This is a genomic window from Sphingopyxis sp. PET50, assembly GCF_025244705.1.
In the GTDB taxonomy this organism is placed as follows: Bacteria; Pseudomonadota; Alphaproteobacteria; order Sphingomonadales; family Sphingomonadaceae; genus Sphingopyxis.
Map to the genome: position 1 here is coordinate 1889557 of NZ_CP104207.1, position 26004 is coordinate 1915560.

At 65.8% G+C, this 26004-nt stretch carries 30 protein-coding genes and 6 pseudogenes; 20 read left to right on the plus strand and 16 right to left on the minus strand.

The window, feature by feature from the left end; genetic code table 11:
- The first annotated feature begins 15 nt into the window (after window positions 1–15).
- Entirely contained in the window at window positions 16–639 is a 624-nt protein-coding gene (locus N0A20_RS09940; RefSeq protein ID WP_260581171.1) for an NYN domain-containing protein, read from the plus strand.
- A gap of 212 nt (window positions 640–851) precedes the next feature.
- On the opposite strand, the gene N0A20_RS09945 is transcribed toward N0A20_RS09940, so the two are convergent.
- A complete protein-coding gene (locus N0A20_RS09945) occupies window positions 852–1124 on the minus strand; it encodes a hypothetical protein (protein WP_260583768.1) in 273 nt (90 codons plus the stop codon).
- Here N0A20_RS09945 and N0A20_RS09950 point away from each other — a divergent pair.
- The 10 genes and pseudogenes from N0A20_RS09950 to N0A20_RS09990 all read left to right on the plus strand — a co-directional run bounded on the left by N0A20_RS09950 (window position 1102) and on the right by N0A20_RS09990 (window position 9540).
- Complete coding sequence (locus N0A20_RS09950; protein ID WP_260583769.1) at window positions 1102–2244, plus strand: hypothetical protein; 1143 nt, start codon at window positions 1102–1104, stop codon at window positions 2242–2244. The genes N0A20_RS09945 and N0A20_RS09950 overlap by 23 nt on opposite strands.
- 140 nt (window positions 2245–2384) lie before the next feature.
- Window positions 2385–4349, plus strand: a complete 1965-nt coding sequence (locus N0A20_RS09955) for a CHAT domain-containing protein (RefSeq protein WP_260583770.1) — start codon at window positions 2385–2387, stop codon at window positions 4347–4349.
- A gap of 244 nt (window positions 4350–4593) precedes the next feature.
- Window positions 4594–5004, plus strand: a complete 411-nt coding sequence (locus N0A20_RS09960) for a hypothetical protein (RefSeq protein WP_260583773.1) — start codon at window positions 4594–4596, stop codon at window positions 5002–5004.
- A gap of 93 nt (window positions 5005–5097) precedes the next feature.
- Window positions 5098–5523 (plus strand): annotated as a pseudogene (locus tag N0A20_RS09965) (YceI family protein); the annotation flags it as partial.
- Window positions 5524–5662: 139 nt separating this feature from the next.
- The gene (locus N0A20_RS20110; RefSeq protein WP_409574787.1) at window positions 5663–5734 is read left to right on the plus strand and encodes a hypothetical protein; all 72 of its coding nucleotides are present in this window, start codon (window positions 5663–5665) and stop codon (window positions 5732–5734) included.
- 313 nt (window positions 5735–6047) lie between these two features.
- Window positions 6048–6188: a hypothetical protein gene (locus tag N0A20_RS09970; protein WP_260583775.1), complete on the plus strand. Its 141-nt coding sequence runs from the start codon at window positions 6048–6050 to the stop codon at window positions 6186–6188.
- A gap of 7 nt (window positions 6189–6195) precedes the next feature.
- Window positions 6196–6552, plus strand: coding sequence for a rhodanese-like domain-containing protein (locus N0A20_RS09975; protein ID WP_260583888.1), 357 nt, complete (start codon window positions 6196–6198; stop codon window positions 6550–6552).
- 82 nt (window positions 6553–6634) lie between these two features.
- Complete coding sequence (locus N0A20_RS09980) at window positions 6635–7033, plus strand: hypothetical protein (protein WP_260583777.1); 399 nt, start codon at window positions 6635–6637, stop codon at window positions 7031–7033.
- A 247-nt stretch (window positions 7034–7280) separates the two neighbouring features.
- Window positions 7281–8946: pseudogene (gene leuA / locus N0A20_RS09985) on the plus strand (2-isopropylmalate synthase).
- A gap of 57 nt (window positions 8947–9003) precedes the next feature.
- Window positions 9004–9540, plus strand: a complete 537-nt coding sequence (locus N0A20_RS09990; protein WP_260580281.1) for a hypothetical protein — start codon at window positions 9004–9006, stop codon at window positions 9538–9540.
- On the opposite strand, the gene N0A20_RS09995 is transcribed toward N0A20_RS09990, so the two are convergent.
- Window positions 9512–10453 (minus strand): IS630 family transposase, encoded by a 942-nt coding sequence (locus N0A20_RS09995; protein WP_260580282.1) that lies wholly within the window; start codon window positions 10451–10453, stop codon window positions 9512–9514. The two genes, N0A20_RS09990 and N0A20_RS09995, sit on opposite strands and share 29 nt — an antisense overlap.
- 147 nt (window positions 10454–10600) lie before the next feature.
- Here N0A20_RS09995 and N0A20_RS20720 point away from each other — a divergent pair, with 147 nt between their 5' ends.
- Window positions 10601–10816 carry a hypothetical protein gene (locus N0A20_RS20720; protein WP_409574674.1) on the plus strand — a complete coding sequence of 72 codons (216 nt, stop codon included), beginning with the start codon at window positions 10601–10603 and terminating at the stop codon, window positions 10814–10816.
- Here N0A20_RS20720 and N0A20_RS10000 read toward each other — a convergent pair.
- Window positions 10799–11636 (minus strand): annotated as a pseudogene (locus N0A20_RS10000) (DNA-methyltransferase). The gene N0A20_RS20720 and the pseudogene N0A20_RS10000 overlap by 18 nt on opposite strands.
- A gap of 232 nt (window positions 11637–11868) precedes the next feature.
- Here N0A20_RS10000 and N0A20_RS10005 point away from each other — a divergent pair.
- Window positions 11869–12270, plus strand: coding sequence for a hypothetical protein (locus N0A20_RS10005; protein ID WP_260580284.1), 402 nt, complete (start codon window positions 11869–11871; stop codon window positions 12268–12270).
- Between the two features lie 29 nt (window positions 12271–12299).
- Here N0A20_RS10005 and N0A20_RS10010 read toward each other — a convergent pair whose 3' ends face one another.
- The 9 genes and pseudogenes from N0A20_RS10010 to N0A20_RS10050 all read right to left on the minus strand — a co-directional run.
- Entirely contained in the window at window positions 12300–12560 is a 261-nt protein-coding gene (locus N0A20_RS10010) for a DUF1801 domain-containing protein (protein ID WP_260580285.1), read from the minus strand.
- A gap of 120 nt (window positions 12561–12680) precedes the next feature.
- On the minus strand, window positions 12681–13115 hold the full coding sequence (locus N0A20_RS10015) for a DUF1801 domain-containing protein (RefSeq protein ID WP_260580287.1): 435 nt from the start codon (window positions 13113–13115) through the stop codon (window positions 12681–12683).
- Between the two features lie 3 nt (window positions 13116–13118).
- Window positions 13119–13328, minus strand: a complete 210-nt coding sequence (locus tag N0A20_RS10020; RefSeq protein ID WP_260580288.1) for an alkaline shock response membrane anchor protein AmaP — start codon at window positions 13326–13328, stop codon at window positions 13119–13121.
- Window positions 13328–13765 (minus strand): SRPBCC family protein, encoded by a 438-nt coding sequence (locus N0A20_RS10025; RefSeq protein WP_260580289.1) that lies wholly within the window; start codon window positions 13763–13765, stop codon window positions 13328–13330. Before N0A20_RS10025 ends, N0A20_RS10020 begins: the two co-directional genes overlap by 1 nt.
- Window positions 13762–14085, minus strand: coding sequence for a helix-turn-helix transcriptional regulator (locus N0A20_RS10030; protein WP_260580291.1), 324 nt, complete (start codon window positions 14083–14085; stop codon window positions 13762–13764). Before N0A20_RS10030 ends, N0A20_RS10025 begins: the two co-directional genes overlap by 4 nt.
- 88 nt (window positions 14086–14173) lie before the next feature.
- Window positions 14174–14335 (minus strand): DUF6445 family protein, encoded by a 162-nt coding sequence (locus tag N0A20_RS10035; protein ID WP_260583889.1) that lies wholly within the window; start codon window positions 14333–14335, stop codon window positions 14174–14176.
- Between the two features lie 98 nt (window positions 14336–14433).
- Window positions 14434–14844, minus strand: a pseudogene (locus N0A20_RS10040) (DUF6445 family protein); the annotation flags it as partial.
- Complete coding sequence (locus N0A20_RS10045) at window positions 14841–16124, minus strand: RNA polymerase sigma factor (RefSeq protein WP_260580292.1); 1284 nt, start codon at window positions 16122–16124, stop codon at window positions 14841–14843. The pseudogene N0A20_RS10040 and the gene N0A20_RS10045, both read right to left, overlap by 4 nt.
- A 129-nt stretch (window positions 16125–16253) precedes the next feature.
- Window positions 16254–16613: pseudogene (locus N0A20_RS10050) on the minus strand (YciI family protein); the annotation flags it as partial.
- Window positions 16614–17031: 418 nt separating this feature from the next.
- Between N0A20_RS10050 and N0A20_RS10055 the strand changes: the two are divergent.
- Window positions 17032–17967 (plus strand): GGDEF domain-containing protein, encoded by a 936-nt coding sequence (locus N0A20_RS10055; protein ID WP_260580294.1) that lies wholly within the window; start codon window positions 17032–17034, stop codon window positions 17965–17967.
- Window positions 17968–18116: 149 nt separating this feature from the next.
- Here the strand turns inward: N0A20_RS10055 and N0A20_RS10060 are convergent, their stop codons facing one another.
- A complete protein-coding gene (locus tag N0A20_RS10060) occupies window positions 18117–18497 on the minus strand; it encodes a DUF427 domain-containing protein (protein WP_260580296.1) in 381 nt (126 codons plus the stop codon).
- A gap of 95 nt (window positions 18498–18592) precedes the next feature.
- On the opposite strand from N0A20_RS10060, the gene N0A20_RS10065 reads away from it, so the two are divergent.
- The gene (locus N0A20_RS10065; protein ID WP_260580297.1) at window positions 18593–20170 is read left to right on the plus strand and encodes a carbon-nitrogen hydrolase family protein; all 1578 of its coding nucleotides are present in this window, start codon (window positions 18593–18595) and stop codon (window positions 20168–20170) included.
- Window positions 20171–20223: 53 nt separating this feature from the next.
- Here the strand turns inward: N0A20_RS10065 and N0A20_RS10070 are convergent, their stop codons facing one another.
- Window positions 20224–20979: an SDR family oxidoreductase gene (locus tag N0A20_RS10070; RefSeq protein ID WP_260580298.1), complete on the minus strand. Its 756-nt coding sequence runs from the start codon at window positions 20977–20979 to the stop codon at window positions 20224–20226.
- 135 nt (window positions 20980–21114) lie between these two features.
- On the opposite strand from N0A20_RS10070, the gene N0A20_RS10075 reads away from it, so the two are divergent.
- From N0A20_RS10075 to N0A20_RS10085, 3 genes are all read left to right on the plus strand, one after another.
- Window positions 21115–21693, plus strand: a complete 579-nt coding sequence (locus tag N0A20_RS10075) for an AraC family transcriptional regulator (protein WP_260580300.1) — start codon at window positions 21115–21117, stop codon at window positions 21691–21693.
- Complete coding sequence (locus N0A20_RS10080; RefSeq protein WP_260580301.1) at window positions 21690–22004, plus strand: helix-turn-helix domain-containing protein; 315 nt, start codon at window positions 21690–21692, stop codon at window positions 22002–22004. Before N0A20_RS10075 ends, N0A20_RS10080 begins: the two co-directional genes overlap by 4 nt.
- A gap of 82 nt (window positions 22005–22086) precedes the next feature.
- Window positions 22087–23058: an NAD(P)H-dependent flavin oxidoreductase gene (locus tag N0A20_RS10085; RefSeq protein ID WP_260580302.1), complete on the plus strand. Its 972-nt coding sequence runs from the start codon at window positions 22087–22089 to the stop codon at window positions 23056–23058.
- A gap of 75 nt (window positions 23059–23133) precedes the next feature.
- Here N0A20_RS10085 and N0A20_RS10090 read toward each other — a convergent pair whose 3' ends face one another.
- Both N0A20_RS10090 and lipA read right to left on the minus strand, forming a co-directional pair.
- A complete protein-coding gene (locus tag N0A20_RS10090) occupies window positions 23134–23574 on the minus strand; it encodes a type II toxin-antitoxin system RatA family toxin (RefSeq protein ID WP_260580303.1) in 441 nt (146 codons plus the stop codon).
- Window positions 23575–24501: a lipoyl synthase gene (gene lipA / locus N0A20_RS10095; protein WP_409574675.1), complete on the minus strand. Its 927-nt coding sequence runs from the start codon at window positions 24499–24501 to the stop codon at window positions 23575–23577.
- 62 nt (window positions 24502–24563) lie between these two features.
- Here lipA and N0A20_RS10100 point away from each other — a divergent pair.
- Window positions 24564–25203 (plus strand): annotated as a pseudogene (locus N0A20_RS10100) (carbonic anhydrase).
- Window positions 25204–25226: 23 nt separating this feature from the next.
- On the plus strand, window positions 25227–25835 hold the full coding sequence (locus tag N0A20_RS10105; RefSeq protein ID WP_260580305.1) for a DUF2846 domain-containing protein: 609 nt from the start codon (window positions 25227–25229) through the stop codon (window positions 25833–25835).
- Window positions 25836–26004 lie beyond the last annotated feature (169 nt).

Here is a 26004-nt window from a genome sequence, read left to right on the forward strand (position 1 = left end):
TATGTCAAGGCCCACATGAACAGAGTCATAGTCTACATAGACGGGTTCAACTTGTATCACGCTATTGAAAAGCTGGAGCAACCGGCTTTAAAGTGGCTGAATATATGGAAGTTGTGCGAACAGCATATTAGACCGGGCGAAGTTCTTGAGAAAGTAAATTTCTTCACTGCTATTTGGCCCTACGACCAAGCTAAGCAGCGGAGGCATAAGAATTTTCTAGCCGCTCTCCGAGCTGTCGGCGTCACGCCAATCGAGGGCAATTTCAAGCGATCAAATCGCATATGCTATAAGCATGATCGCACTTGCCCTTTTCGCGAAGAAAAGCAGACCGACGTCGCCATCGGAATTGAGATGGTGCGGGATGCGATAGCGGGCAATGCTGAACGGCTGATCCTTGTGACCGCAGATAGCGATCAAGTTCCCACCGCGAAGATGATAAACGGCCTTGGCGTGCCGCTATCGCTCATATTCCCTCCCGGTCGCGCTGGTGAGGCCCGCGACCTTGGCAATTTGATCCCGGATCGCAAGGAACTCACCCTAGGCCAGCTATTAACGTGCCCTCTTCCGCGAACGGTCTATAACAGTGTCGGGAAGGCCGTCGCCTTCATGCCATCGCTGTATTTGGAAGAACCGGCGTAAAATTCAAACTGAGACACTACCCGGAGCCGCCTCGCCTTCGGCTCCTCGCAATGACGTGGGAGAGATTATGAAGATATCCTCCCCGCGCCCCATGCCCGCCTCGGTCCGCCGAAGCCGCCGACACCCTCGACCGACGTGACCCAGACGGTGCGGCTGTCGATCGTCTTTCGCATGGAACGCTGACGGCGCATTGCCCAAGCCCCTGATCGCCGTTAGGAAATGACGACGGGGGGTTGGCGATGGGCAAAACGATACGCGGGAACCGGATCATGGCGCTCGCGCTGCTGCTTGCGGCCCTGCTCCTGTCCTCCGTACCGCTCCACGCCCAGACGCCGCCCGAAGATCCCGCGATCGCCGCCAAGCGCGACGAAATCCTGAAGGCCCCCTTCGACCGCCGCCCCGCGCTCGGCGAAGAGTTGTTGAAACTGATCGCGAAACAATATGGCGAGGACAGCGGCCCCTATGCCGAGCAACTCCGCGTCCACGCCACCGACCTCAATCTCGCTCGGCCGCTCGACCGAAGCGCAGGCGGCACTCGAACGCGCGGTCGCCATCCTCACCCGCGTCCATGGCCCCACCGCCTATGCGACGCGCTTCGCCAAACGCGACTATGCCATCGCGCTGTCGATCAACGGCTTCAAGGAAGAGGCGCTCGTCCCCTACCGCGAATTCATCGATGCCGCCGCCGACGAGGCCTATGGCTGCGGCCGCCGCGAAAAGGTAGCGGCGGGCACGCTCGTCCACGGCTGCACCAACGACGAGGCCGCCCTCGGCGATTACCTGCTCGGCTACACCCAGCTGCTGCTCGACCTTGGACGAAAGGACGAGGCGCTGGCGATCTTCGACGCGACCATCGCGCGCTTCGAGCCGCGCTGGGCGGGGTGCGAGACCGAGACCTGGGGTACGAAATGCGACCGCGCCGCCGACAAGCGCCGCCAGTTCATGGACAGCTACGCGCGGCTGCTCTTCGCGCTCGGCAAGGATGCCGAGGGGCTCGCGATCCTGCGTCAGGGCATCCTTCCCCGGCTCGAAGCCCTCGCCGCCTGCGCCGACGAGGATTGCCGCGCCGACGGCCTGCTGCTCGGCGACTATCTCGCCTACCGCGGCGCGCTGAAGAAGAGCGATTCCGCCGCCGCCCGCGCGCTCGACGCCCGATGGCTGCCGGTCCTCGGCGCCGAACCCGTCTATGCGCGCGGCAAGGCCGACAATGCCGGCTATTTCGACCGCAATTACCGCGAGAGCTTCGACGAACTCGCCGCCGACTTCGCCAAGACCGCCGTCGCGGCGGGCGAACGCGATGCCGCGATCGCATTGCTCGAACCGCTCGGCCTCGCGCGCCTCGTCGGCGATCTCGAAAGCGGCCAGGATTATGAGGCGAAGCTCGCCGAACTCGACAAACGCTATTCGGACCTCGCCTATTTCCACTACGACCAGCGTGCCGCGGTGCGAAAGGAAAAGGCCGAACTCGAACGGACCCGGCATGGCGAAACGTCGGTCGAATATGCCGACGCGCTGCGCGAGGTCGCGCTCGAACTCCAATATACCGACGACAAGGCGGCGACCGAAGATTATTTCCGCCGCGCGCTCGCCGCCGTCCGCGCCTAGCCATCCCGACGACGATTTCCGCACCCTCAGCACCCTCTCCTATCTCAGCGACTGGCTGATCAAGCAGGACCGCAAGGCCGACGCAATCGCGATCCTGTCGGAGATTCTGGCCGCCCCCGCCAACGACAAGAGCGATATCTATGCCGATCCGGTGCGTGCCGGGCTGCTCGCCTCGGGTCTCGGCGCGCTCAACGATCCGCACGGCCAAGCTCAACGAGCTCAAGGCCGACCTCGCCCAGCTTCGCCTCGAAACCGGCGGCGACCCCGCGCTCGCGCTCGCCGACGCGCGCCATGCCGCGACCGGCAAGCGCGCCTGGCGCCGCTCCTTCGGCTTCTCGCGCCTCGACGAGGCGGGGTACGAGATGGCGATCGACGACACTTTCCTGCTCAACCTCGGCCGCCGCTACGACAGCTATTTCCTGCTCTTCTCCGACGCGCTGTGGGCCGCGAACGAGCGCGACGCCGCGGCGAAGGAAGAGGCCTTTCTCGCATTGCAGGAAGCGCAGATGGGCACCACCAGCCGCGCCGTCGCCAAGGCCGCCGCCGAACGCACCCTCGCGCAGGCGGGCGTCGCCCCGCTGCTCGACCGGCGCCGCGCCATCGACGCAGAGATCGTCAGGCTCGAAGAGGAATCGCGCACCATCTTCGCCGCCGACGAGGGCGAACGGCAGCGCCTGCTCCGCCTCAATTTCGACGCCCGGCAGCGGCTGAATTTCGACCGTTCGGGCATCGACCAGCAAATCGCCGCCGCCTCGCCCGGCTATTTCGAACTCGTCCGCCCGCAGGCGCTGACCCTCGCGCAGGCGCAGGCGCTGCTCGCCCCCGACGAGGCGGTGCTGCTCATCGTCCCGACCCCGCTCGGCACCCACAGCGTCGTCGTCACCCACGACGGGCTCGACTGGCACCGCAGCGACATGACCGAGGCGCAATTGGGCGCGCATGTCCGCCGCCTGCTGTGGGACGTCGGCGCCGATATCGACGTCACCCCCGAAGAAGAGACGCGCTGGGAACAGGAGGGCGAAGGCGACACCCCCTATGACCGCACCACCGCGTGGAAAGTCTATCGGGCGCTGATCGCCCCGCTCGAACCGATGCTGGCCCAAAAACGGCACTTGTTCACCGCCTCGACCGGCGCGATCTCGTCGCTGCCGCTCGGCATCCTCGTCACCGCCGCGCCCACCGGCGCCGACGGCGACCCGGCGGTGCTGCGCGCGACGCCCTGGTTCGCCGACAAGGCGGCACTGCTCCAGCTTCCCTCGCTGCAATCGCTCCAGCTACTGCGCGCCGTTGGCAGCCGCAACCGCGCCGGCGCGGGCACCGACATGATCGGCTTCGGCGATCCGCTGCTCGACGGCGAAGCGCGGACGCGCGGCGGCCCCGGCGGGCGCAAGCGCGGCACGCGCAGCGGCGCCTACCTCTCGGTCAGCGCCGGATTGCAGCCCGCCTATGGCGACGCCCCCGCGCTCGCCGATCCCGCCGCGCTGCGCAAGCTCGCGCGCCTGCCGGGGACCGAAACCGAACTCAAGGCGATGCAGCAATTGCTCGGCGCGAAACAGGCGAAGCTCTTCCTCGCCGCCGCCGCGACCGAGGAGAATTTCAAGCATCGCGATCTCGCCAGATTGTCGGTGCTCTTCCTCGCCACCCACGGCCTCGTCGCGGGCGAGGTCAGCGGCGTTGCCGAACCCGGCCTCGTCTTTACCCCGCCCGCCAGCGCCAGCGCCGCCGACGACGGCCTGCTCACCGCCAGCGAGGTCGCGAAGCTGCGCCTCGGCGCGCGCTGGGTGATCCTGTCGGCGTGCAACACCGCCGCGGGCGACGGCAGCCAGGGCGCGCCGGGCCTGTCGGGGCTCGCGCGCGCCTTCTTCTTCGCCGGTGCCGAAAGCCTGCTCGCCTCGCACTGGCCGGTGCGCGACGATGTCGCCGCGGTGCTCACGGTCAAGCTCTTCGAACTGATGCGCGCCAACCCCGAATTGTCGCGCGCCGAGGCGCTGCGGGCCGCCGAGAAGGCGATCCGCGACGACCCGCGCGCCGACGACATCGTCCGCAGCTGGTCGCACCCCAGCGCCTGGGCGCCCTTCTCGCTGATCGGCGACGGGATCAACTGAGCGGTTCGGCGAGCCGTTGACCGGTTCCGGGCGCAACAGGACGTCGCCCCCGCGAAGGCGGGGGCCGCCATCGGTTTGCACCGCACGGCCGAGCAAGGCGGCCAACGGCCCCCGCCTTCGCGGGGGCGACGGCGCGGGAATCATCCGCCAATCCACCCCGATCGCCCATACAGGTTCGGCTCCCGTTCATCTTCATGCTATAAGCAACCGAATGGGGATGGTGACCGTTCGAGGGAATGACGCGATGAAGACACCAACCCGCCTCCTGCTCCCGTTGCTCGCCGCGCTGGCCTTCGCCGCGCCCGTGCGCGCGCAGGACGCGGACCTCGCGCAATCCTCGACCCCGCCCGAAAAATTCTCCTTCCTCATCGCCTATGGCAACGACGAATGCCCCGAGGCCGAGGGCGACGAGATCGTCGTCTGCGCGCAGGAGCCCGAGGCCGACCGCTACCGCGTGCCCAAGGAACTGCGCGAGGAACTGCGCGAAGACGATGCCGGCGGCGGCGCGGCCTGGGGCGCGACGGTCGAGGCGCACGACGACATCGCACGCCTGAACCGCCCGAACAGCTGCTCGGCGGTCGGCAGCTACGGCTACACCGGCTGCACCGGCGCGATGCTCCGCCAGTGGTTCGCCGAGCGGCGCTCGACGCGGTAAGACAACGGAAACGCTGTGTTTCCGCGCGGCCGATTGACGCCGCCCCCGCCACTGGCCTAGCCTGACGCTCCCGCATCCAGCACGGAGTCCCCCATGCGCTACGCCCTCCCCCTCGTCGCCGTCGCCGCCATCGTCGCGGTCCCCGTCATCGCCCAGCAGAGCGGCCCTCCGGGCGCCCCCGACAAGAGCCGCGTCGCCGCCGGCACCTATGCCGCCGACCCCGGCCACACGCTGGTCGTGTGGGAAGTCGATCATTTCGGCTTCAGCCGATATTCGGGCATCTTCGGCGACGTCACCGGCACGCTCATACTCGACCCCGCCAACCCCGCGGCGTCGAAGGTCGAGGTGACGATCCCCGTCGCCAAGGTCACCACCGCCAGCGCCGGCCTGACCGGCCATCTGCTGCGCGACGGCAAGGACGGCGGCAAGCCCGACTTCTTCGGCTCGGCCCCCGCCGACGCCAAATTCGTCTCGACCAGCGTCGTCGTCGACGAGGACGGCGACGAGGCCAAGGTCACCGGCAACCTGACGCTGAACGGCGTGACCCGGCCCGTCACCCTCGACGTCGATTTCCACGGCGCCTGGCGACAATCCCTTCAACAAGAAGGCGACCGTCGGCTTCAACGCCGAAGCGACGATCAAGCGCAGCGATTTCGGCATCGCCTTCGGCATCCCCGCGGTCAGCGACGAGGTCGAACTCGAAATCCACGCGGCGTTCGAAAAGCAGTAATCCCGCTCGTCATTGCGAGGACCCCGGACTTGATCGGGGTTTATATCGTTGAGACAAGTAGCGGTGTGTTCCCCGGCGAAAGCCGGGGTCCAGATGGCCCAGCGCCGCGCCGCGTGGACCCCGGCTTTCGCCGGGGAGCGGTCCCTTGTCGGAAAGGAATAACCACCGACTTGATCCGGGGGACGCGGCAATCCAGAGCGGTTTACAGCTGCTCTGGATTGCTTCGCTCCGCTCGCAATGACGACGGTTTGCGGTTCATCCCCCGTCCATCGCACCGCGCCTAACCTCCCTCGCGTCCAGAGGGAGGATCATCATGCGCAAGACCCTGCTGCTCGCCGCCGCCCTGTTCGCCGCCCCCGCGCTGGCACAGACCACAGCCGGCCCCTGCCAACCCCCAGATCGACTATCCCGGCTTCCAGAAACTGACCGCCGCCGTCGCGCCGCAGCGCGCTGAGGCGCTGCTGACCTTCGACGCCTTCAAGGCCGAAGCCGCGAAGCCCGGCACCCTGCTCCTCGACGCCCGCTCGAAGGACGCCTTCCAGCGCGGCCATATCGCGGGCGCGGTCAACCTGCCGCTCACCGACTTCACCGCGGAAAGCCTCGCGGCGGTGATCGGCGACGATCCGAACCGCCCCATCCTCATCTATTGCAACAATAATTTCTCGAACAACCGCAGCCCGGTGCCGGTCAAGTCGCGCCAGCTCGCGCTCAATATCCAGACCTTCATCAACCTCGTCGGCTACGGCTATCCCAATGTCTGGGAGCTCGCCGATATCGTCGATTTCAACGATCCGAAGGTCGGCTGGGTCAAGGGCTGACCGCCCCCCGAACTGTCACACGCGCCGTGTAGGAATCGGGGCGGGGCCGCTTGCCCCTCCCCTTCCCGCAGGAGCTTATGTGATGAGCGAGCTGGTACGCGAAATCGTCGAGGTGAACGCCTTTGTCGTCGACGACGAGGAGAATCCGCAACTGACCGTCGAGGCCGAAGGCCTCGCCCCGACCGCCGACTGGACCAACGTCCGGCTCGAGGCGCATATCTACATCGACCCGCCCGAGGATGGTTTCCAGGACTTCGACCTCGTCGGCGATCGGCCGGCAGAAGCCGCCGCCGACGCCCTCACGCCGGTCGAGGCCGCGTGGGAAGGTCCGCTCGAGGACTGGCTGATCGGCGTGCGCGTCCACGCCATCGACAATATGATCGAGGAAGAGGTCTTCGAACTCGAGGACGAGGCCGAAGACGACGACGACGACGATGACGACGCCGAAACCGCGGATGATGCGGACAGCGAGGCCGCCTGACGCCCCGTTCGCCTCATACCCCCTGCGCCGGACCGCAAAGCCCCTGCGCGGTCCGGCGACATTTTCTGATCGCCCTCTTGCCAAGCGCGACATTTTGCATCATTGGGGCGCCCATGCGCGGCAACGCCCTCCTTCTTCTGCGACTTACACGCCCTTGGGCGTGACCTCGGCTGCGCCCTGATCGCGGCCACCCGCCCAAGGGTCCGATCGACACATAACGCAACCATTCGCAGAAGAAACCAGTCCCATGACCATGCTCCGCGACCCTTCGGTCAAATATAACGCCTTTCCGCAGGTTCCCCTGGCGAACCGCGAATGGCCCGGCCGCACGATCACCCGCGCCCCGATCTGGCTCTCGACCGATCTGCGCGACGGCAACCAGTCGCTGATCGACCCGATGGACGCCGAAAAGAAGACGCGCTTCTTCGACATGCTCGTCCGCATCGGGCTCAAGGAGATCGAGGTCGGCTTCCCCGCCAGCGGCGCGACCGATTTCGACTATATCCAGAACCTCGTCCGCACCGGCCGCATCCCCGGCGACGTCACCCCGCAGGTGCTGACGCAGAGCCGCGCCGACCTGATCCGCACCAGCTTCGACAGCCTCGCCTAGCGCGAAGAGTGCGATCGTCCACGTCTACAACGCGGTCGCGCCCGCGTGGCGCAAGATCGTCTTCGGCATGGAGCCGCACGAGATCAAACAGATCGCGATCGACGGCGCGAAACAGCTCCGCGACAACGCCGCGCGCCTGCCCGGCACCGACTGGCGCTTCCAGTACAGCCCCGAATGCTTCTCGACGACCGAGCTCGATTTCAGCATCGAGGTGTGCGAGGCGGTGATGGACATCCTCGCCCCCACCGCCGAAAATCCGATCATCCTCAACCTCCCCGCGACGGTCGAGGCGGCGACGCCGAACATCTACGCCGACCAGATCGAATATTTCGCGAAGAACCTGCCGAACCGCGACTGTGCGATCATATCGCTGCACACCCACAACGACCGCGGCACCGGCGTCGCGGCGGCCGAATTGGGCCTGCTCGCGGGCGCCGACCGCGTCGAGGGCTGCCTGTTCGGCAATGGCGAGCGCACCGGCAACACCTGCCTCGTCACCATCGCGCTCAACATGTACACGCAGGGCGTGGACCCCGAACTCGACTTCTCGAACATCGACGAGGTCATCCAGACGGTCGAATATTGCAACAACCTGCCCGTCCACCCGCGCCACCCCTATGGCGGCGAGCTGGTCTACACCGCCTTCTCGGGCAGCCATCAGGACGCGATCAAGAAAGGCTTCGCCGCGCGCGAACGCCAGAATGACGAACGCTGGGAAGTCCCCTACCTCCCCATCGACCCCGCCGACCTCGGGCGCAGCTACGAAGCGGTGATCCGCGTCAACAGCCAGTCGGGCAAGGGCGGCGTCGCCTGGGTGCTCGAACAGGACAAGGGCCTGAAACTGCCCAAGAAGATGCAGGCGAGCTTCAGCCACGTCGTCCAGGCGCTCGCCGACGAGACAAGCCGCGAACTCGCCGCCGACGACATCTGGCAGGCGTTCGAGGCGACCTATCTCGCGACCGGCGGCAAGCGCTTCCAGCTCGTCGACTGGTCCGAAAGCCATGCCGACGCCGACCGCATCTTCGCCGGCAAGCTCACCATCGACGGAGCGCAGCGCAGCGTCAGCGGCCGCGGCAACGGCCTGATGAGCAGCGTCATCGCCGCGCTGGCCGAGTCAGGAGGTCCGCTGATGGACATCGTGGACTATTCGGAACACGCGATCGGCCACGGCAGCGACGCCCAGGCCGCCGCCTACGTCGAATGCCGCACCGCGGACGGCAAAAGCCTGTTCGGCTGCGGGCTGGACACCGACGTGGCGACGGCGAGCGTGCGGGCGATCTTGTCGGCGGCGAACGGTGCGTAGGCTAGGACAACAAGCACTCCAATTGCCCCACTGTATGGCCCGTGATAGCTCGAACGAATGTCAGAGAACGAATCGCAACGCAGGGCAAACTTAGCGGCCAAGTTGTTGAACCTTTCCCAATCGCAGCTGGAATGGGTCAAAGGAGTTATTGATCAATTCCAGTTGCCTCACCTCTATGAGCGCAATCAAAACTCAGACTTGGTCTCGAATGATGTGCTAGAGCGCCTCGGTGACGCGCTTCGAATTCACCATGCCTTCAGCCGACAAGCCCTAAGCAAGGATCGCTTCGAATTTGCGCTGGAGCGCGCTCTTAAATTATGCGGCATCCCTGCTGCACTGGCTGCCAGCCGAACAAACAGAGGGCATGACATCACTATTGGGTCAACGCGCGTCAGCCTCAAAACCGAAGCCGCAAATGACATTCGCCGGGATGCAATCCACGTCAGCAAGTGGATGGAACTGGGCCGTGGAGAATGGCGACTCGATCTTCTCTTGGATATCTTTCTGCAGCACCTCAAGGGCTATGACCGCATCTTCACCTTGAGGCGGCTAGAGCGTGATCGTCTTAGATTGAAGCATATCCGCTATTTCTGAGGTAGTTTGCGCACTCGTCCGGAAGGAAGGCATCGAGCAGCGAGCCGATGCGTTTCCATGTTGCCTCGACGGATCGCTCCTGCGCCTTTCGCAGGAGTGTTTTGAGTTTGGCGAAGACCTGTTCGATCGGGTTAAGGTCTGGACTGTAGGGAGGCAGGAACAGGAGCTTGGCACCCGCGGCCCTGATCGCGTTGCGCACGGCCTGGCCTTTGTGGCTACCGAGGTTGTCCATGATGACGATGTCGCCCGGTGCGAGAGTGGGTACAAGGAACTGCTCGACATAGGCAGTGAAGAGTTGGCCATTGATCGGCCCGTCGAGCACGCAAGGTGCTTCGATCCGGTCGTAGCGCAGCGCGGCGAGGAAGGTCAGCGTGCGCCACTTGCCGAAGGGCGCGGTGGCGTGAAGCCGCTCACCGCGCCGGGCACGGCCATGGGTGCGGGTCATGTTGGTCTTGGCCCAAGTCTCGTCGATAAAGACGAGGCGGCGAGGATCAAGCCGACCCTGATACTTGCGCCATTGTGCCCGTCGCCGGGCGATCTGCGGCCGATCCTGTTCGGTCGCGAACAGGCTTTTTTTGAACGACAGTCCTTCCCGGTCGAGGAACAGCCACAGCGCGCCGTAGCTCGCCTTCACCCCGCGATCCGCCAGTTCGCCCAGCAGACCCCGCAGGGTCAGGTCCGGCTCGGCCGCGACACGCGCCAGCAGCCACTCGCGCTCGGGCAGCAGCACCGGCTTCCTGTACCCGCCCAGCTTGCCCGGTGCCACCCCGCCCGTCCGGCGTTGTCGCTGCGACCAGCGCACCGCGCTCGCAACACTCACACCAAAGCGCGATGCCGCAGTTCGCGCCGACGACCCCGATGCCATCGCTGCAACCACGCGTTCCCGAAGATCAATCGAATAGGCTCGGCTCATCTCTGCTGGCCTCCTAACCAGCCAACAGGTTGAATCAGAAAATCAGTACCGCGTGAATCCCAAATCGATTCAATCTAAGACGATCACGCTCTAAAGGCAGGCCCCGAGCACTATGAATATGAATTCGTCGAAATACCGAAAGCGTTGATGCTCGAAGCTGTAAACGCGGAATTGGAGGTTCGAGAAACTAGCCGACAGACCCCCAAGCCGGGATATGGCTATGTCCGAGATGCCGGACGGAACCTGAAATATGCTCTCTATTTTGACGGCGGTACAGAAAGAAAACTCCAAATCAAAAACTTAGATAAATCGCTTTGCATCATTCACGCGCGATGGAAATTTGAATCAGCGGAGCTTTCTTAATCGTTCGCGCGCGAGTTCGGCATATTCATCCTTCAACTCGATGCCAACGCAATCTCGACCGAGTTCGTGGCAAACGACTCCGGTTGTGCCCGAACCAAAAAACGGGTCCAAAACAAGATCTCTCGGTTTTGAACCAGCTCTAATGCAAAGCCGAGCAAGCTCTCTCGGGTACACTGCGAAATGCGATCCCGGGTATGGCTCCGTGTTTATATTCCAAACCGTGCGCCTATTCTTCTTTCCTAATTTAGAATTAGCGGCTTAGCTCTTTTACCGACTCCCAATCGTAATAATATTTCTCTGATTTCGAAAACAAAAATACATACTCGTGGCTGCGGGTAGGTCGATCTTTCACGCTTTCCGGCTGGCAGTTTGGCTTGTTCCACACGATATCTGTACGCAGATACCATCCGTCAGCCTGCAGTGCGAACGCGAGTTTCCAAGGAACCCCTATGAGATCCTTCGGTTTCAAACCCTCTGGCGTGGGGGCACGATAGTCCATGCCGCGCCCTTTGTTCTTTGAGTCAGTATCACGCCAAGTTCGGCCACCAGACGTGTAACTATCCCCAATGTTGAGCCATAGGGTTCCATCTGACCGCAAAGTACGCCGAACCTCACCAAACAATGCCACTAAGTCTTCAATATATATGTTTACGTCATTCTCGGCGCCAATCTGCCCATCAATCCCGTAATCCCGCAATCCCCAGTAAGGAGGTGATGTTACTACGCATTGAAAATGATCATCAGGAAAATCCTTTAGAACTTTCCGGGCATCCCCCACTACGAGCCGACAGTCGCTAGGAACTGAGAGAGCAGACGTCACTTCAGTGAGATCATAGTCCAAAAAGTGCTGAATTGGTGAATCTCGATCCATATTCAATCGCTGCTTCGTTCCGCCTATGTTCTAAGTTAGCCCACTACAATGGCACTGGCAACCATGAGAACTGCATTCCCCATCAAATTGCGCCAAAATGGACCCCAGAAGATTCGCCCCTTTCCTAAAAACACCCATATGGTTCATTCTGTTCGTTTCAGACAACCGCAGGAGCGACTCGATGACCGATGCCATGGACGACCCCGCCGCCATCCCCGCCCCCGCCAGCTATCACTGGACCCCCGCGCTCCAGCGCGACTTCCTCGAACATGTCGCCGGCACCGGCTCGGTGCGGATCGCCGCTTCGCGCGTCGGCATGTCGCCATCCGCCGCCTATCAGCTTCGCCAGCGGGCGGAGGGCGCGGCCTTCCGGCTCGGCTGGGCGGCGGCGGTGCTGCTCGCGCGCGGCCGCCTCGCTGACGAACTGCTCGACCGCGCCATCTTCGGCCACGAGGAGACGACCATCATCATGCGCGAAGAGGGCAGAGCTTCGTCAAGCGCCGCCGCAGCGACGCGCGGCTCGGCCTCGCGATGCTCGCGCGGGTCGAAGCGTCAGGGCCGAATGGGACAACGGTGCCGCTGATCCGCATGGGCAAGCCGCTTTGAAGGGCGCTATGCCTTTCCGCCGTTCAGCGCCGCCGCTTCGGCGAACAGCGCCGTCAGCCCCGCCTCGTCGACCATATCGCCGGGGCCGAAATCGATCGCCCGCCGGGCATTGCCGTCGAGGCTGGCGTTGAACAGCCCCCTGGGGTCGGCGAGCGCCGCGCCCTTCGCAAAGGTCAGCTTGACCTTGTCCCTGTACGTCTCGCCGGTGCAGACGATCTTGCCGCTCGGCGTACCAGGTCGGCACGCCGCGCCATTTCCATTCCTCAACCACGGCGGGGATCGCCGCCCGGATCAGCGCCCGCGCCTGCGCCAGCACGTCGCCGCGCCAGTCGCCGAGCTCGGCGATCCTCTGGTCGATCAGTTCCCCCGGACTCTTCCCGCTCGCGCTCATACCCTGTCCTTCCCATGCGAAATCCACCCCGGCAATGCCGCGGCCTGGGCGATCCAGCCGGTCAGCTGCGCCTCGTCGACCGGCTCGTCCTCGAAAATATGCAGATAGCGCGCATCGGGGTCCTTCGACCCGACCGGCGGCGGCGGGTCGAGCCGCGCGCCCCGGAAAAAGGCGACCTCGATGTATCGGGTGAAGCAATGAAAGGACAGGAACCATCCCTGCCCCGGCACGCCGTAAAAGGGCGAGTTCCAGCGCACCGCCTTCTCGACGCCGGGCACCGCCGCGACGATCAGCGCATCGAGCCGCGCACCCGCCGCGCTTTTCCATCCCGGCATCGCCGCGATATAATCCCGCACCGGGCCGTCGCCGTCGCCCTTGGCGATCTGCGGATTGCCGCCCGACAGCAGCACCACCTCTTTCCCGCCCGCCATCGCTCAGCCGCGCGCCCGCCGCCGCGCGGCATAGGGCAAGGCGAAGAGGTAGAGGCCGCTCACCAGCATCAGGAACAGCGGCGGCAGCGGCGCATAGACGAGCCACATCGGCGGCGTGCCGATCGCCATCGCGGCGAAATTGGCGATCACGGCGAGCGTGAACAGGATCGACAGCCAGCGGTGTCCCTGCCGCATCCATTGTGCGAATGTCATCACGACCTCCCTTCATCGAGGCGCCCGAGCAATTGCTCGAGCTTGCCGAAAAACTGCTGCCAGCCATATTTCGCGCCGCCCAGCGCCTGTTTCTGCCCCGGCCGGAACCCGGCCTGCTCCATGCGCAGCAAGGTGCCCGCGGCGGTCGGCGTCAGCGTGAAGGTCACCACGCTCTCCAGGTCGAACGCCGGATCGGCATGTCTGTGGTTCCAGCTGTACGACAAGGTCTCGCCCGGCTCGACTTCGAGCACCTCGCAATCGAGTACCCCGCCCCAGTCGCCGCGCAACTGGAAGCGGTGGCCGACGTCGGGAACGAAATCGTTCGCCATCAGCCATTCGGCAATCAGATGCGGCTGGGTCAGCGCGCGCCACAATTTGGCGGGCGGGTGCGCGATCTCGCGCTCGACGACCACGCTCTGCCTGTCGCCTTCGCTCATTGATCCATCCTCGCCAGCAGATCCTCCAGTTCGTCGAACCGGCTCTCCCAGAATCCCGCCATCCGGCTCGTCCAGTCGACGAGCGGCGCCAGCGCGCCGCGCCGCGCGCGATAATGGGTCAGCCGCCCCTCGGGCCGGTCGGCCACCAGCCCCGCCGCCTTCAGCACCCCCAGATGCTTCGACACCGCGGGCTGCGACACCCCGGCACCGGCGGTCAGCGCGACCACCGTCTGCTCGCCCTCGCGGCACAGCCGCTCGAACAAGGAGCGCCGCGTCGGGTCGGCCAGGGTCCTGAACAGCATGTCCTGGGCGTCGGGCATGGGAATCGATGACTCTCCGGCTAGGGGTTATTCCCATAACCATAGGGTTATGAATTGGTCAAGACGATTCTACCCCGTGACCGCGCGGCTATTCGCCGATCGACAGGAAGGCCGTGACGGTCAGCCGCCCGACGCGCGGGTCGGGCGACAACGGCGCATCGGCGCCGATCGCCCCGCTGTGCAGCAGCGCACTCGGATAAAGAAGCGCGCGGTTGTAGCGCGCTTCGGCAATATGGGTGCAGGCGAACAGCGGCGTATCGCCCGCGACATAGCCCGGCGCCGCAGCGGCCCGCCATAGCGCAGCTCGCGGTCGAGCTGGCCGAAATAGAGGGCGCGCCGATCCTCGCCCACCGTCTCGAACCCCGTCGCCCGGTGGCGGAAAAAGGCGGTCCCGTCGCCGCCCTCCGGCGACAGATAATGGACCAGCGCGATCCGGTCGGGGGTGAAGGCATCGACATGCGGCAGGCGCTGCGCGACCTGCAGCGCCTCGGCCGGAGTCGACACGATCGAAAAGCTGGCGTCGATCACTTCGATAGCGCCGCGCCGCCCGAGCGCCGCGCCCGCGGCAGCGATGACGGGCAATTGCTCCGCCAGATAGCGCTCGGGCAAAGCCGCCCGCACCCCCGGATAATAATGCAATCCCGGCCCGAATTCGGCCGCGGCGGCAAAGGCGCGCAGCGCGTCGGGGTCGGGTGCGAAATCGTCGAGCACGCAAAGCGGCTGCGCCTCCTGCCCGATCCGTTCGACCGCGACCGTCATCGGCCGCTCCCGCCGCCGCACGCCGCCGCGCGGTCCAGCAGGAACGCGCGTTCGCCCTCGTTGCCGGCCAGCGCCGCCGCATTCTCGAACGCCGACCTCGCCTCGTCCAGCCGCCCGGCGCGGAACAGGAAGTCGCCGCGCGCCGCGGGGAGCGGCGCATAGTTGCGCAGCAACGCCGCGTCGGCGATTTCGTCGACCAGCCGCAGGCCCGCCTCGGGGCCGAACGCCATGCTGTGCGCGACCGCGCGGTTCAGTTCGACCACCGGCGACGGCATTATGGTGCGCAGCCGGTCGTAAAGCCCTGCGATCTTCGCCCAATCGGTGTCTTCGGCGCGCCGTGCCCGGGCATGGCACGCCGCGAGCGCCGCCTGCAGCACATAGGGTCCGTCGGCGCCGCCGAGCGCCTCGGCCTTCGCCAGCGCATCCAGCCCGCGCCGGATCAGCAACTGGTCCCAGCGCGCCCGGTCCTGTTCGGGCAACGGCACGAAGCGCCCGCCGGGTCCGGCGCGCGCCGCCAGCCGCGACGCCTGAATCTCCATCAGCGCCAGCAGCCCCAGCACCTCGGGCTCCGCCGGCATCAGCCCCGCCAATATGCGCCCCAGCCGCTGCGCCTCGGCACAGAGCGGCGGCCTGGTCAGCGACTCCCCGGCGGTCGCGGCATAGCCTTCGTTGAAGATCAGGTAGATCACCTCGAGCACCGACGCCCGCCGCGCCGCCAGTTCGGTGCCGCGCGGCACCTCGAACCCCACCCCGGCCCTGGCGATCGCCTTCTTGGCCCGCGTGATCCGCGCCGCGATCGCCGCGTCGTTCGACAGAAAGGCGCGGGCGATCTCCTCGACCGTCAGCCCGCCGACGAGCCGCAGCGTCAGCGCCGCGCGCGCTTCCGGCGCGATCACCGGATGACAGGCGGCGAAGATCAGCCCGAGCAGTTCGTCGCCCAGCTCGTCGTCGATCGCCGCTTCGATCGCCTCGACGCTCATGTCGCTTTCGCCGTCCAGGTCGCGGGCGATTTCGGCATGTTTGCGCTCCCGCATCGCCGCGCGGCGAAAGCCGTCGACCGCCCGCCGTTTCGCCGCCGCGGTCAGCCAGGCGCCCGGATTGACGGGCACGCCCGACCGCGGCCATTCGGCGAGCGCGACCAGCAGCGCCTCCTGCGCCAGTTCCTCGGCGCGGTCGACGTCGCGCGTCATCCGCGCCAGCGACGCGATCAGCCGCGCCCGCTCGATCCGGAACACCGCCTCGATCGCGCGGTTGGTCTCGCTTGCCGCCGCTTCCGCCATGCCGGCCTTCTCGGCGAAAGCGCCGGGGGAGGCAAGCATGGCGGCGGCGGGAGGCGCTTATTCGCCCGCGAGTTGGTCGCGCAGCCGCTGGTCGCGTTCGGCGATCTCGGGGGTCACCGCCTCGCCGAAATCCTCCATCTCGTAGAAGGGACGGATTTCGAGCTCGCTCGGCCCCGGCATCGGGTTCGGGCAGCGCTTCGCCCAGGCGACCGCCTCGTCCATATCCTTGACCTCCCAGATCCAGTAGCCCGCGACCAGTTCGCGCGTCTCGGCGAACGGCCCGTCGATCACCGCGCGGTTCGGCCCGTCGAACGCGATGCGCTTGCCCGCCGACGACGGTTTCAGCCCGTCGCCGTCGACCATCACGCCGGCATTCACCAGTTCCTCGTTGAACTTGCCCATCGCCTCGAACATCGCGGTCATCTCTTCGGTCGGCGGCAGACCCTTCTCGCTGTCCTCGGTCGCCTTCACGAACACCATCACACGCATGTTTCTTCTCCTCGTCGCGGGGACCGGCATGGCCTCCCGTCTATACGACGAACGAGCCCGGCTCAAATCGACAGGGCCGCGAATTTCTTTCCGCATGTCGCAAAACCGCGCCAGGGTCCGCCAGCTTCATGTCCAGAAAATCCGTCCCTTGTCCGTCATTTGAGATATGTCGGCGGTCGCCATGGTAAACCGCGCTTAATCCTCTTCGCGCGCCGCCGTTAAACGTCGCATGACCACTATAGCACCTTCATCAGGCGAGCCGGTAGGGCGGCTCCTCGGTTGGCTCGGGCTTCGCTCCCCCCGGAACGGCGAATCCCCACCGGCGGCCGGGCCCGGGGGGATACGCGATCTCGCGCGTCTCGCGCGGCGCGATCTGGTCGACGCGATCGGCGCCTTCCTGATCGACAACGACCTGGACGTGACGCCCGCGAATCTGATCTTCGCACACAGCGCCTTTTCGGGCAGCAATCCGCGCCTCGCGCGCCAGATCACCGCGCGGACCGGCAATGGCGGCGTCACCCAGAAATGGCTCGACGAGCTGACCGAGGAAGCCGCCGACAGCTCGGCGCAGGCCGAGCTCGAACGGCTGATGACGCGGCTCGAAACCAATCTCGACGCCTTTCAGGCGCAGAGCAAGACCGCGCACAAGCACGCCGCCGATTATGGCAGCGAACTCGAACAGCATGTCACCGACCTCGAACAATTGCAGAAGACGGGCCAGATCGTCTCGAACCTCGCCGACCTCGCCAAGACGATGCTCGAACGCACGCGCAAGGCCGAGGACGAGATGCGCCGGAGCGAGGAGGAAGCCAAATCGCTCCGCCGCAGCCTCGAACGCGCCAAGCGCGATGCCGAGGTCGACTATCTCACCGGCCTGCCCAACCGCCGCGCCTTCGAGGAATTGCTCGAACGCCAGTATCGCGACGCGCAGATGGCGATGGAACCGCTCAGCGTCGCCTTTTGCGACATCGACAATTTCAAGGCGATCAACGACGCGCACGGCCATGAGGCCGGCGACCGCGTGCTGAAGGCGATCGCCGACACGCTGTCGCAGATCAGCGACGACCAATGCCATGTCGCGCGACACGGCGGCGAGGAATTCGTCATGCTGTTCCGCGGCCGCACCCCCGCCGCCGCCGCCGAACGGCTTGACCAGGCGCGCGAGCATCTCGCCGCGCGCCGCCTGATCAACCGCAAGACCGACGAGCCCTTCGGCCAGATCACCTTCTCGGGCGGGGTCGCCGACATCTTCGGCCATGGCGACGCAAGGGCGGCGCTGAAGGCCGCCGACGATGCGCTTTATCGCGCCAAGCAGAATGGGCGGAACCGGATCGAGGTCGCCGGGGCCGACTAGGCTGCATCGACATTCAGAAGATGGCGAGCCGAAAATGGTGGTTTTCCGTGACCCGGAGCGCAGCGCACTCCATGTGCGTGAGCACCGGAAGCACGGAAAGCCGCCATTTGCAGGCCGCCAGGGCTGAATGTCGATACAGCCTAAGCCCCTTATCCGGCCGGGTGCTCGATCATCGTCACCCGGTCCGGGTAAAAAGCGACATGGCCCGCGATGGCCGCGACCGCGTCATAGGGGCGCTTGTACGTCCACACGGCATTCGCCCCGGTCGCGCCGAGCGCGGGCAGGTCGAAATAACCCGCCTCGCCCTTGTAAGGGCAATAGCTTGCATGACTGCCGGGCCGCAGCTGCGCCATGTCGACATCGGCGCGCGGGATATAGAGCACGACCGGATAGCTCGCCTCGCGCAATGCCAGCGCCGCTTTGGTGTCGGCCACCACCGCGTCGCCGATCCGCACCTCGACGCGCGCCGGGTGCGGGGCGATGGTGATCGGGTGGCGGCTATCGGGAATGAGCATCTTGCGTTCGGGCACGGCGACTCTCCTTCGCGGCCCACATGGGAACCCCGGCCGCGCTTCGCCAGTAGTCGCAATGGACAGCCGGTCTCCTCTCCCCCTATGCAGGCCCCATGGACTCCACCAAAGCCAAGCTCGTCATCCGCAACTCCGTCCCCCGCGATGCCGCCGCGATCGCGCGCCTGACGGCCAAGGTCTATGGCCGCGGCGAAGGCTATTCGGCGGCGCAGATCCGCGGCCAGATCAACAATTTCCCCGAAGGCCAGTTCGTCGCCGAATATGAGGGGGCGATCGTCGGCCTCTGCGCGACGCTGATCGTGCCGCAGGAGGCGGTGTTCACCGATCACCGCTGGTCGGCGATCAGCGGCGGCGGCTTCGGCACCAGCCACGACCCCGACGGCGACATCCTCTACGGCATGGAAGTGTGCGTCGACCCCGACTACCGCCGCCTGCGCATCGGCCAGCGCTTCTATCGCAAGCGCCAAGAACTGTGCCAGTCCTACGAGCTGAAGGGCATCGCCTTCGGCGGCCGCATGCCGGGTTACGCCCGCCGCCGCCGCAAATATCCCGACCCGCAGGATTATCTCGACGCCGTCGTCGAGAAACAATTGCGCGACCCCGTCATCAATTTCCAGATCGCGCAAGGATTCGAGCCGCGCGCCGTGCTCCACCACTATGACCGCCGCGACCTCGACAGCGGCGGCCATGCGGTGCTGATGTATTGGGAAAACCCGCTCGAACCGCAGGATGCCGCCAGCCCCAGGGCGCGGGGCGCGGTGCCCGACCGGCTGCCGCAATCGGTGCGCGTCGCGACGGTGCAGTTCCAGATGCGCGGCATATCGAAGATCGAGCAGTTCGAGGAACAGGTCGAATATTTCGTCGACGTCGCCGCCGACTATCACGCCGATTTCGTCGTCTTTCCCGAACTCTACACGCTGGAATTGCTGTCGATCGAAAAGAAGAAGCTCGAACCGCAGGAAGCGATCGAGAAGATCGCCGACTACACCGACCGCTATGTCGCCTTCATGGAAAAGCTCGCGGTCGGCTACAACATCAACATCATCGGCGGCTCGCACCCGACGCGCATGGTCAATGGCGACATCCGCAACATCGCCTATGTCTTCCTGCGCGACGGGTCGGTCCACACGCAGCAGAAGCTGCACCCCACCCCGTCCGAGCGCCGCTGGTGGAACATCAAGGGCGGCCATGGCGCCGACGCGATCAACACCGACTGCGGGCCGATCGGGGTGATGATCTGCTACGACAGCGAATTTCCCGAACTCGCGCGCCACCTCGTCAACCAGGGCGCGATGATGCTCTTCGTCCCCTTCTGCACCGACGAGCGCCGCGGCTACCTCCGCGTCCGCTATTGCTGCCACGCGCGCGCGGTCGAGAATCAATGCTATGTCATCACCTCGGGGGTCGTCGGCAACCTCCCGAATGTCGAGAATATGGACGTCCATTACGCCGAAAGCGCGATCCTGACCCCGTCGGACTTCGCCTTCGCCCGCGACGGCGTCGCCGCCGACACCGCCCCGAACACCGAGACGATCGCCATCGCCGACCTCAGCCTCGCCGACCTGCTCACCAGCCGCCAGAGCGGCGCGGTGCAGAATCTGCGCGACCGCCGTTTCGACCTCTACCGCGTGGACTGGAAGGACGCGCCGGCGCCAGGGATCGGGTCGCGCTGACGCGAAAAGGCCGGCGGATCGCTCCGCTCGGCCTCTCGTTCGACAGGCGTGCGTCAGATGCCCTGGCCGCCCGACACCTCGATCCGCTGCGCCGTGACCCAGCGGTTGTCCTCCGACAACAGGCTCGCGACCATCGGCCCGATATCGTCGGGCAGACCGACGCGGCCCAGCGCGGTCATGGCGGCGAACTGCCGGTTGAGGTCTTCATTGTCGCGCACCGCACCGCCGCCGAAATCGGTCTCGATCGCGCCCGGCGCCACCGTGTTCACCGCGATGCCGCGGCCGCCCAATTCCTTCGCCAGATAACGGGTGACGACCTCGATCGCGCCCTTGACTGCGGCATAGGCGGCGTAACCGGGGTAGGCGACGCGGGTCAGCCCCGACGACAGGTTCACGATCCGTCCGCCGTCGGCGATCATCGGCCGCAGCGTCTGGGTCAGGAAATAGACACCCTTGAAATGCACATCGACCAGCCGGTCGAACTGCGCCTCGCTCGTTTCGCCGATCAGCGCATAGTCGCCATGCCCGGCATTGTTGACGAGGTGGTCGAAGCTGTCGCGGCCCCACTGCTCGCGCAGCAACTTTGCCAGATTCTCCGCGAAGGGCGCGAAGGCGGCGACATCGCCCGTGTCGAGCTGGATCGCAGCGGCCTTGCGGCCCATCGCCTCGATTTCGGCAACGACGGCCTTGGCGGCCTCCGCATTGCCGAGATAGGTGATGACGACGTCGCCGCCGCGGCGGGCGATGCTGAGCGCCATATTGCGGCCGAGACCGCGGCTGGCACCGGTGATAAGGCTGATCTTGGTCATGGTCTTCACTCCTTGGCTGGATTGCCCATCCTGTGTGCCCGACCGCCGCCCGCCCGTGTTGCCACTCCCTCGCCAAAACTTGCCTATTTCTCCAAAACGCGTGCGATGACCCGCCGAATCGGGTAAATGCCCCGCATGACCGATCTGCTGCACGCCGTCCGCCGCTACACCGACGCCCATGCCGATCTCTACGGCATCGCCTCGACCCCGATCCCCGGCCTGACGACGATCCGCGCGCTCGCCCCCAGCGACCTCGCTTTCGCGATTTCGCGCCCGCTCGTCGCACTGGTGGTGCAGGGCGCAAAGCATGTGACGATGGGGACGCAGGGCTTCGCCTTCGGCGCCGGGGAATCGCTGCTGATCACCGCCGACGTGCCGACGGTCAGCCAGATCATCCGCGCCAGCCCGGCGGCGCCCTATTACAGCTTCGTGCTCGAACTCGATCCCGCGGTGATCGCCGAACTCGCCGCCGGGATGAAGGCGGTGCAGGCCGCCGACGATGCCCCCGTCCGCACCGACACCACCGATGCCGAGGTCGCCGATGCCGCCGCACGCCTGATCCGCCTGCTCGATCGCCCGGCCTCGCTACCCTTGCTCAAGGACCAACTCGTTCGCGAACTTCATTACTGGCTGCTCGCCGGGCGCCACGGCACCGCGATCCGCTGCGGCTCGGCTGGCCCGACGGCCATGTCCCGCGCATCGCCCGCGCGGTGACGATCCTGCGCACGGACTATGCGCAGCCGCTCCCCGTCGAACGGCTCGCCGCCGCCGCGGGCATGTCGCTCTCCTCCTTCCACCAGCATTTCAAGGCGGTGACCTCGCTCTCGCCGCTGCAGTTCCAGAAGCACCTGCGGCTGATCGAAGCGCGCCGCCTGATGCTGGCCGAAGGCGCCAGCGCGAGCAGCGCCGCCTTCGCGGTCGGCTACGAAAGCGTGCCGCAGTTCACCCGCGAATATCGCCGTATGTTCGGCCGCCCCCCGGTGCAGGATGTCCGCGTCGCAAGGGGCACCGCCATCGCCGCCTGACCGGCCCACGCGCCATCCCTCTTGTCACACCTTCCCTTTACGTTAAGGTAAGTTGCAAACAGCAACCGGAGAGTGTGATTCCATGGCCCTTCCCCCGATCTTCGACCGTCTGCGCCTGCCCGTCATCGGCTCGCCCCTGTTCATCGTCTCGGGCCCCGAACTCGTCATCGCGCAGTGCAAGGTCGGCGTCGTCGGCAGCTTTCCGGCGCTCAACGCGCGGCCGCAATCGCTGCTCGACGAATGGCTGCACCGGATCACCGAGGAACTGGCCGCATGGGACCGCGCCAACCCCGACCGGCCGTCGGCGCCCTACGCCGTCAACCAGATCGTCCATAAGTCGAACGACCGGCTCGAGGCCGACATCGCGACCTGTGCCAAGTGGAAGGTGCCGATCACCATCACCTCGCTCGGCGCCCGCGAGGAGCTCAACCAGGCGGTGCATGGCTGGGGCGGCATCACCCTCCACGACGTGATCGACGACCGTTTCGCGCGCAAGGCGATCGAAAAGGGCGCCGACGGGCTGATCCCCGTCGCCGCGGGCGCGGGCGGCCATGCCGGGGTGCAGTCGCCCTTCGCGCTGGTGCAGGAAATCCGCGAATGGTTCGACGGTCCGGTCGCGCTGTCGGGGGCGATCGGCCACGGCCGCTCGATCCTCGCCGCGCAGGCCTGCGGCGCCGACCTCGCCTATATGGGCAGCGCCTTCATCGCGACGGCGGAAGCAAACGCCGATCCGGGCTACAAGAACGGCATCGTCGAGGGCCGCGCCGCCGACATCGTCTATTCGAACCTGTTCACCGGCGTGCATGGCAATTATCTGCGCGGCTCGATCGTCGCGGCGGGCATGGACCCCGACAATCTGCCCGAAGGCGATTTGAAGACGATGAACTTCGGCTCGGGCGGCAACACCAAGGTCAAGGCGTGGAAGGACATCTGGGGATCGGGCCAGGGCATCAGCCCGGTACGCAGCGTCCGCCCGGTCGCCGAATTCGTCGCCGAGCTTGAGGAGCAATATCTCGCGGCGCGGCGCGAGCTGGAGGCTAAAGTCAGGCTGTAAGGCGGTGCGCCATGCGGGGCGCGGTCCGCATGCCCGCCGCCGCGGCTTCGCACCGGTTGTCGAGCGAGCGAAGCCTTACGCCGCCACCCCGTATAATTCATCCGCCCGCGCCTCGAACGCCGCGATCATTTTCCTGAGCGCCTTGTCGAACATCTGGCCCGCCAGCGCCTCGAACATGCGGCTGCGAAAGGAAAAATCGACCATGAAATCGACGCGGCAGCCGCCCTCTTCCGTCGGTACGAAATGCCATTCGTTGGTCAGGTGGCGCATCGGACCGTCGATATAGCTGACCGACACGCTGTGCGGCCGGTCCCTGTGGACGCGGCAGGAGAAGCTTTCGCGCAGCCCCTTGAAGCCGACGATCATGTCGGCGACCGCCTCATGCTCGCTGTCGCTGCGGACGCGGAGCGCGACGACCCAGGGCAGAAACTCGGGATAATGCGCGATGTCCGCGACCAGCGCGAACATCTGCTCGGCGCTGTACGGTACGACCCGGCTTTCCTGATGCCTCGGCAATCAGTCCGCCTTTGCGCGGGCGAGCTGCGCCTCGCGCGCCGCGCGCATACGCTCGAAATCGTCGCCGGCGTGGTAGGACGACCGGGTCAGCGGCGAGGCCGCGACCTGCAGGAAACCCTTGGCGCGCGCGATCTGCGCATAGGCGTCGAACGCCTGTGGCGTCACGAAATCGACGACCCTGGCGTGCTTCGGGGTCGGCTGAAGATATTGGCCCATCGTCATGAAATCGATGTCGGCGCTGCGCATGTCGTCCATCACCTGATGGACCTCCATCCGCTCTTCGCCGAGGCCCATCATGATGCCCGACTTGGTGAAGATCGACGGATCGCGGCGCTTGACGCTTTCGAGCAGGCGCAGCGACGCATAATAGCGCGCGCCGGGGCGGATCGTCGGATAGAGCCGCGGCACGGTTTCGAGATTATGGTTGTAGACGTCGGGCCGCGCATCGACGATCGCCGCGACCGCGCTTTCGGGCTTGTTGCGGAAATCGGGGGTCAGGATCTCGATCGTCGTCTGCGGCGTTTCGCGGCGCAGCGCCTCGATCACCTTGACGAACTGGCTTGCGCCGCCGTCGGGCAGGTCGTCGCGGTCGACCGAGGTGATGACGATGTGGCTCAGCCCCATCTTCGCCGCGGCGATCGCGGTATGTTCGGGCTCGAACGGATCGACCGCGCGCGGCATGCCGGTCTTGACGTTGCAGAAGGCGCAGGCGCGGGTGCAGGTGTCGCCGAGGATCATCACCGTCGCATGCTTTTTCGTCCAGCATTCGCCGATGTTCGGGCACGCCGCTTCCTCGCATACGGTGTGCAGGTTGAGTTCGCGCATCAGCTTGCGCGTCTCGGCATAGCCGGGGCTGGTCGGCGCCTTGACGCGGATCCAGTCGGGTTTGCGGGCGCGCTGCGAAGGCTGAGGCAGAGGAGCGGTCATGCGGCCCACATAGGCGCGCGCGCCGTTCTTCTCAACCATGCATCTTGTGCTAAGGCGCCGCCATGACTCGCTTTGCAGACATGATCGAGGGCTACCGGCGTTTCCGTAACGGCGGCTGGGCGGAACAGCGCGAGCGCTGGGAGCAACTGGCCGAGGGGCAATCGCCGAAAGTGATGGTGATCGCCTGCTCCGACAGCCGGTCCGAACCGTCGCAGATCTTCGACACCAATCCGGGCGAAATCTTCGTCGTGCGCAACGTCGCGGCGCTGGTGCCGCCGTTCGAGACGACGCCGGGCCGCCACGGCGTCTCGGCAGCGCTGGAGTTCGCGGTGCAGTTCCTGAGGGTCGAGGAAATCGTCGTGATGGGCCACGGCCTGTGCGGCGGTTGCCATGCCGCCTTGCACCGGACGATGGAGGGTGCCGAGCCGGGACGCGGCGGCTTTATCGCCGACTGGATCGCGATGCTCGACGATGCGAGCCGACAGATACGGGCGGACCATGCCGATATCGACAATCGCGAGGCTGAGCCGCGCGATGGAGATGGCGGCTGTGCGCGTGAGCATAGCGAATCTGCGCACTTTCCCCTGTATTCAGGAGAAGGAACGGCGCGGAACCCTGAAACTGCGCGGCGCCTTCTTCGCGATCAGCGACGGGGTGCTGCATGTGATGGACGACGCGACGGGAGATTTTGCACCGGCCTGAGGGCCCGAAACAGGGAGGATGAGATGAGCAAGAATGCGATGTGGCTGACGGTCATTTTCGTCGCCGCGATCATCGGAGCGATGCTGGGCCCTTCGCTCGGCAGCGTGGTGGGCGAAGGCACGATGCTCATCCTCGCTCCGATTTTCCTGATTGGCGTCATCGTTTTCTGCATCTGGGCGCTGTCGAGCAACAAGAGCGGCGCGAAGGCCGATCCGGCGGCCCTCGCCGAAGCGCGGCGGATGCAGGCGCCCGCGGGCAAGGCGCGCATCTATGTCACGCGCCGCGGGTTCGTGGGCGCGCTGCAGGGGGTCAATGTGACGCTCGACGGCGCGGCGACCGGGCAGATCAAGTCGGGCCAGATGCTGATGGCCGATGTCGAGCCCGGCACGCACCATATCCGCGCCGCGACCGCCAAGGCGAAACTGGCGAATGCCGGCGAGATCGCGGTCGACATCGGCGCGGGCGGGGTCGTGGTGATCGACGCCATGCTCGAAATGGGGGCGCTCAAGGGCAGCGTGAAGCTCACCCGGCTCGACACCGCCAAGGCGCGCGAGGATGTGCATGCGACCAAGCTGATCCTGTGGGAAGTGCCGCCTAGCCGGTTAGCTCTTCCTTTCGCCCGGTCGAGGTGACCCGTATCCGCGAGCAGCCGCTTTTGGGGTGGGGAGTGGACATAAAGCCCCTCCCCTTCAGGGGAGGGGTTGGGGTGGGGGCCATCGGCCTTGCGCGAGGCCGATGGCCCCCACCCGCTGCGACTAACGAACAAGTTCGTAAGTCTCGCTGCCCTCCCCTGAAGGGGAG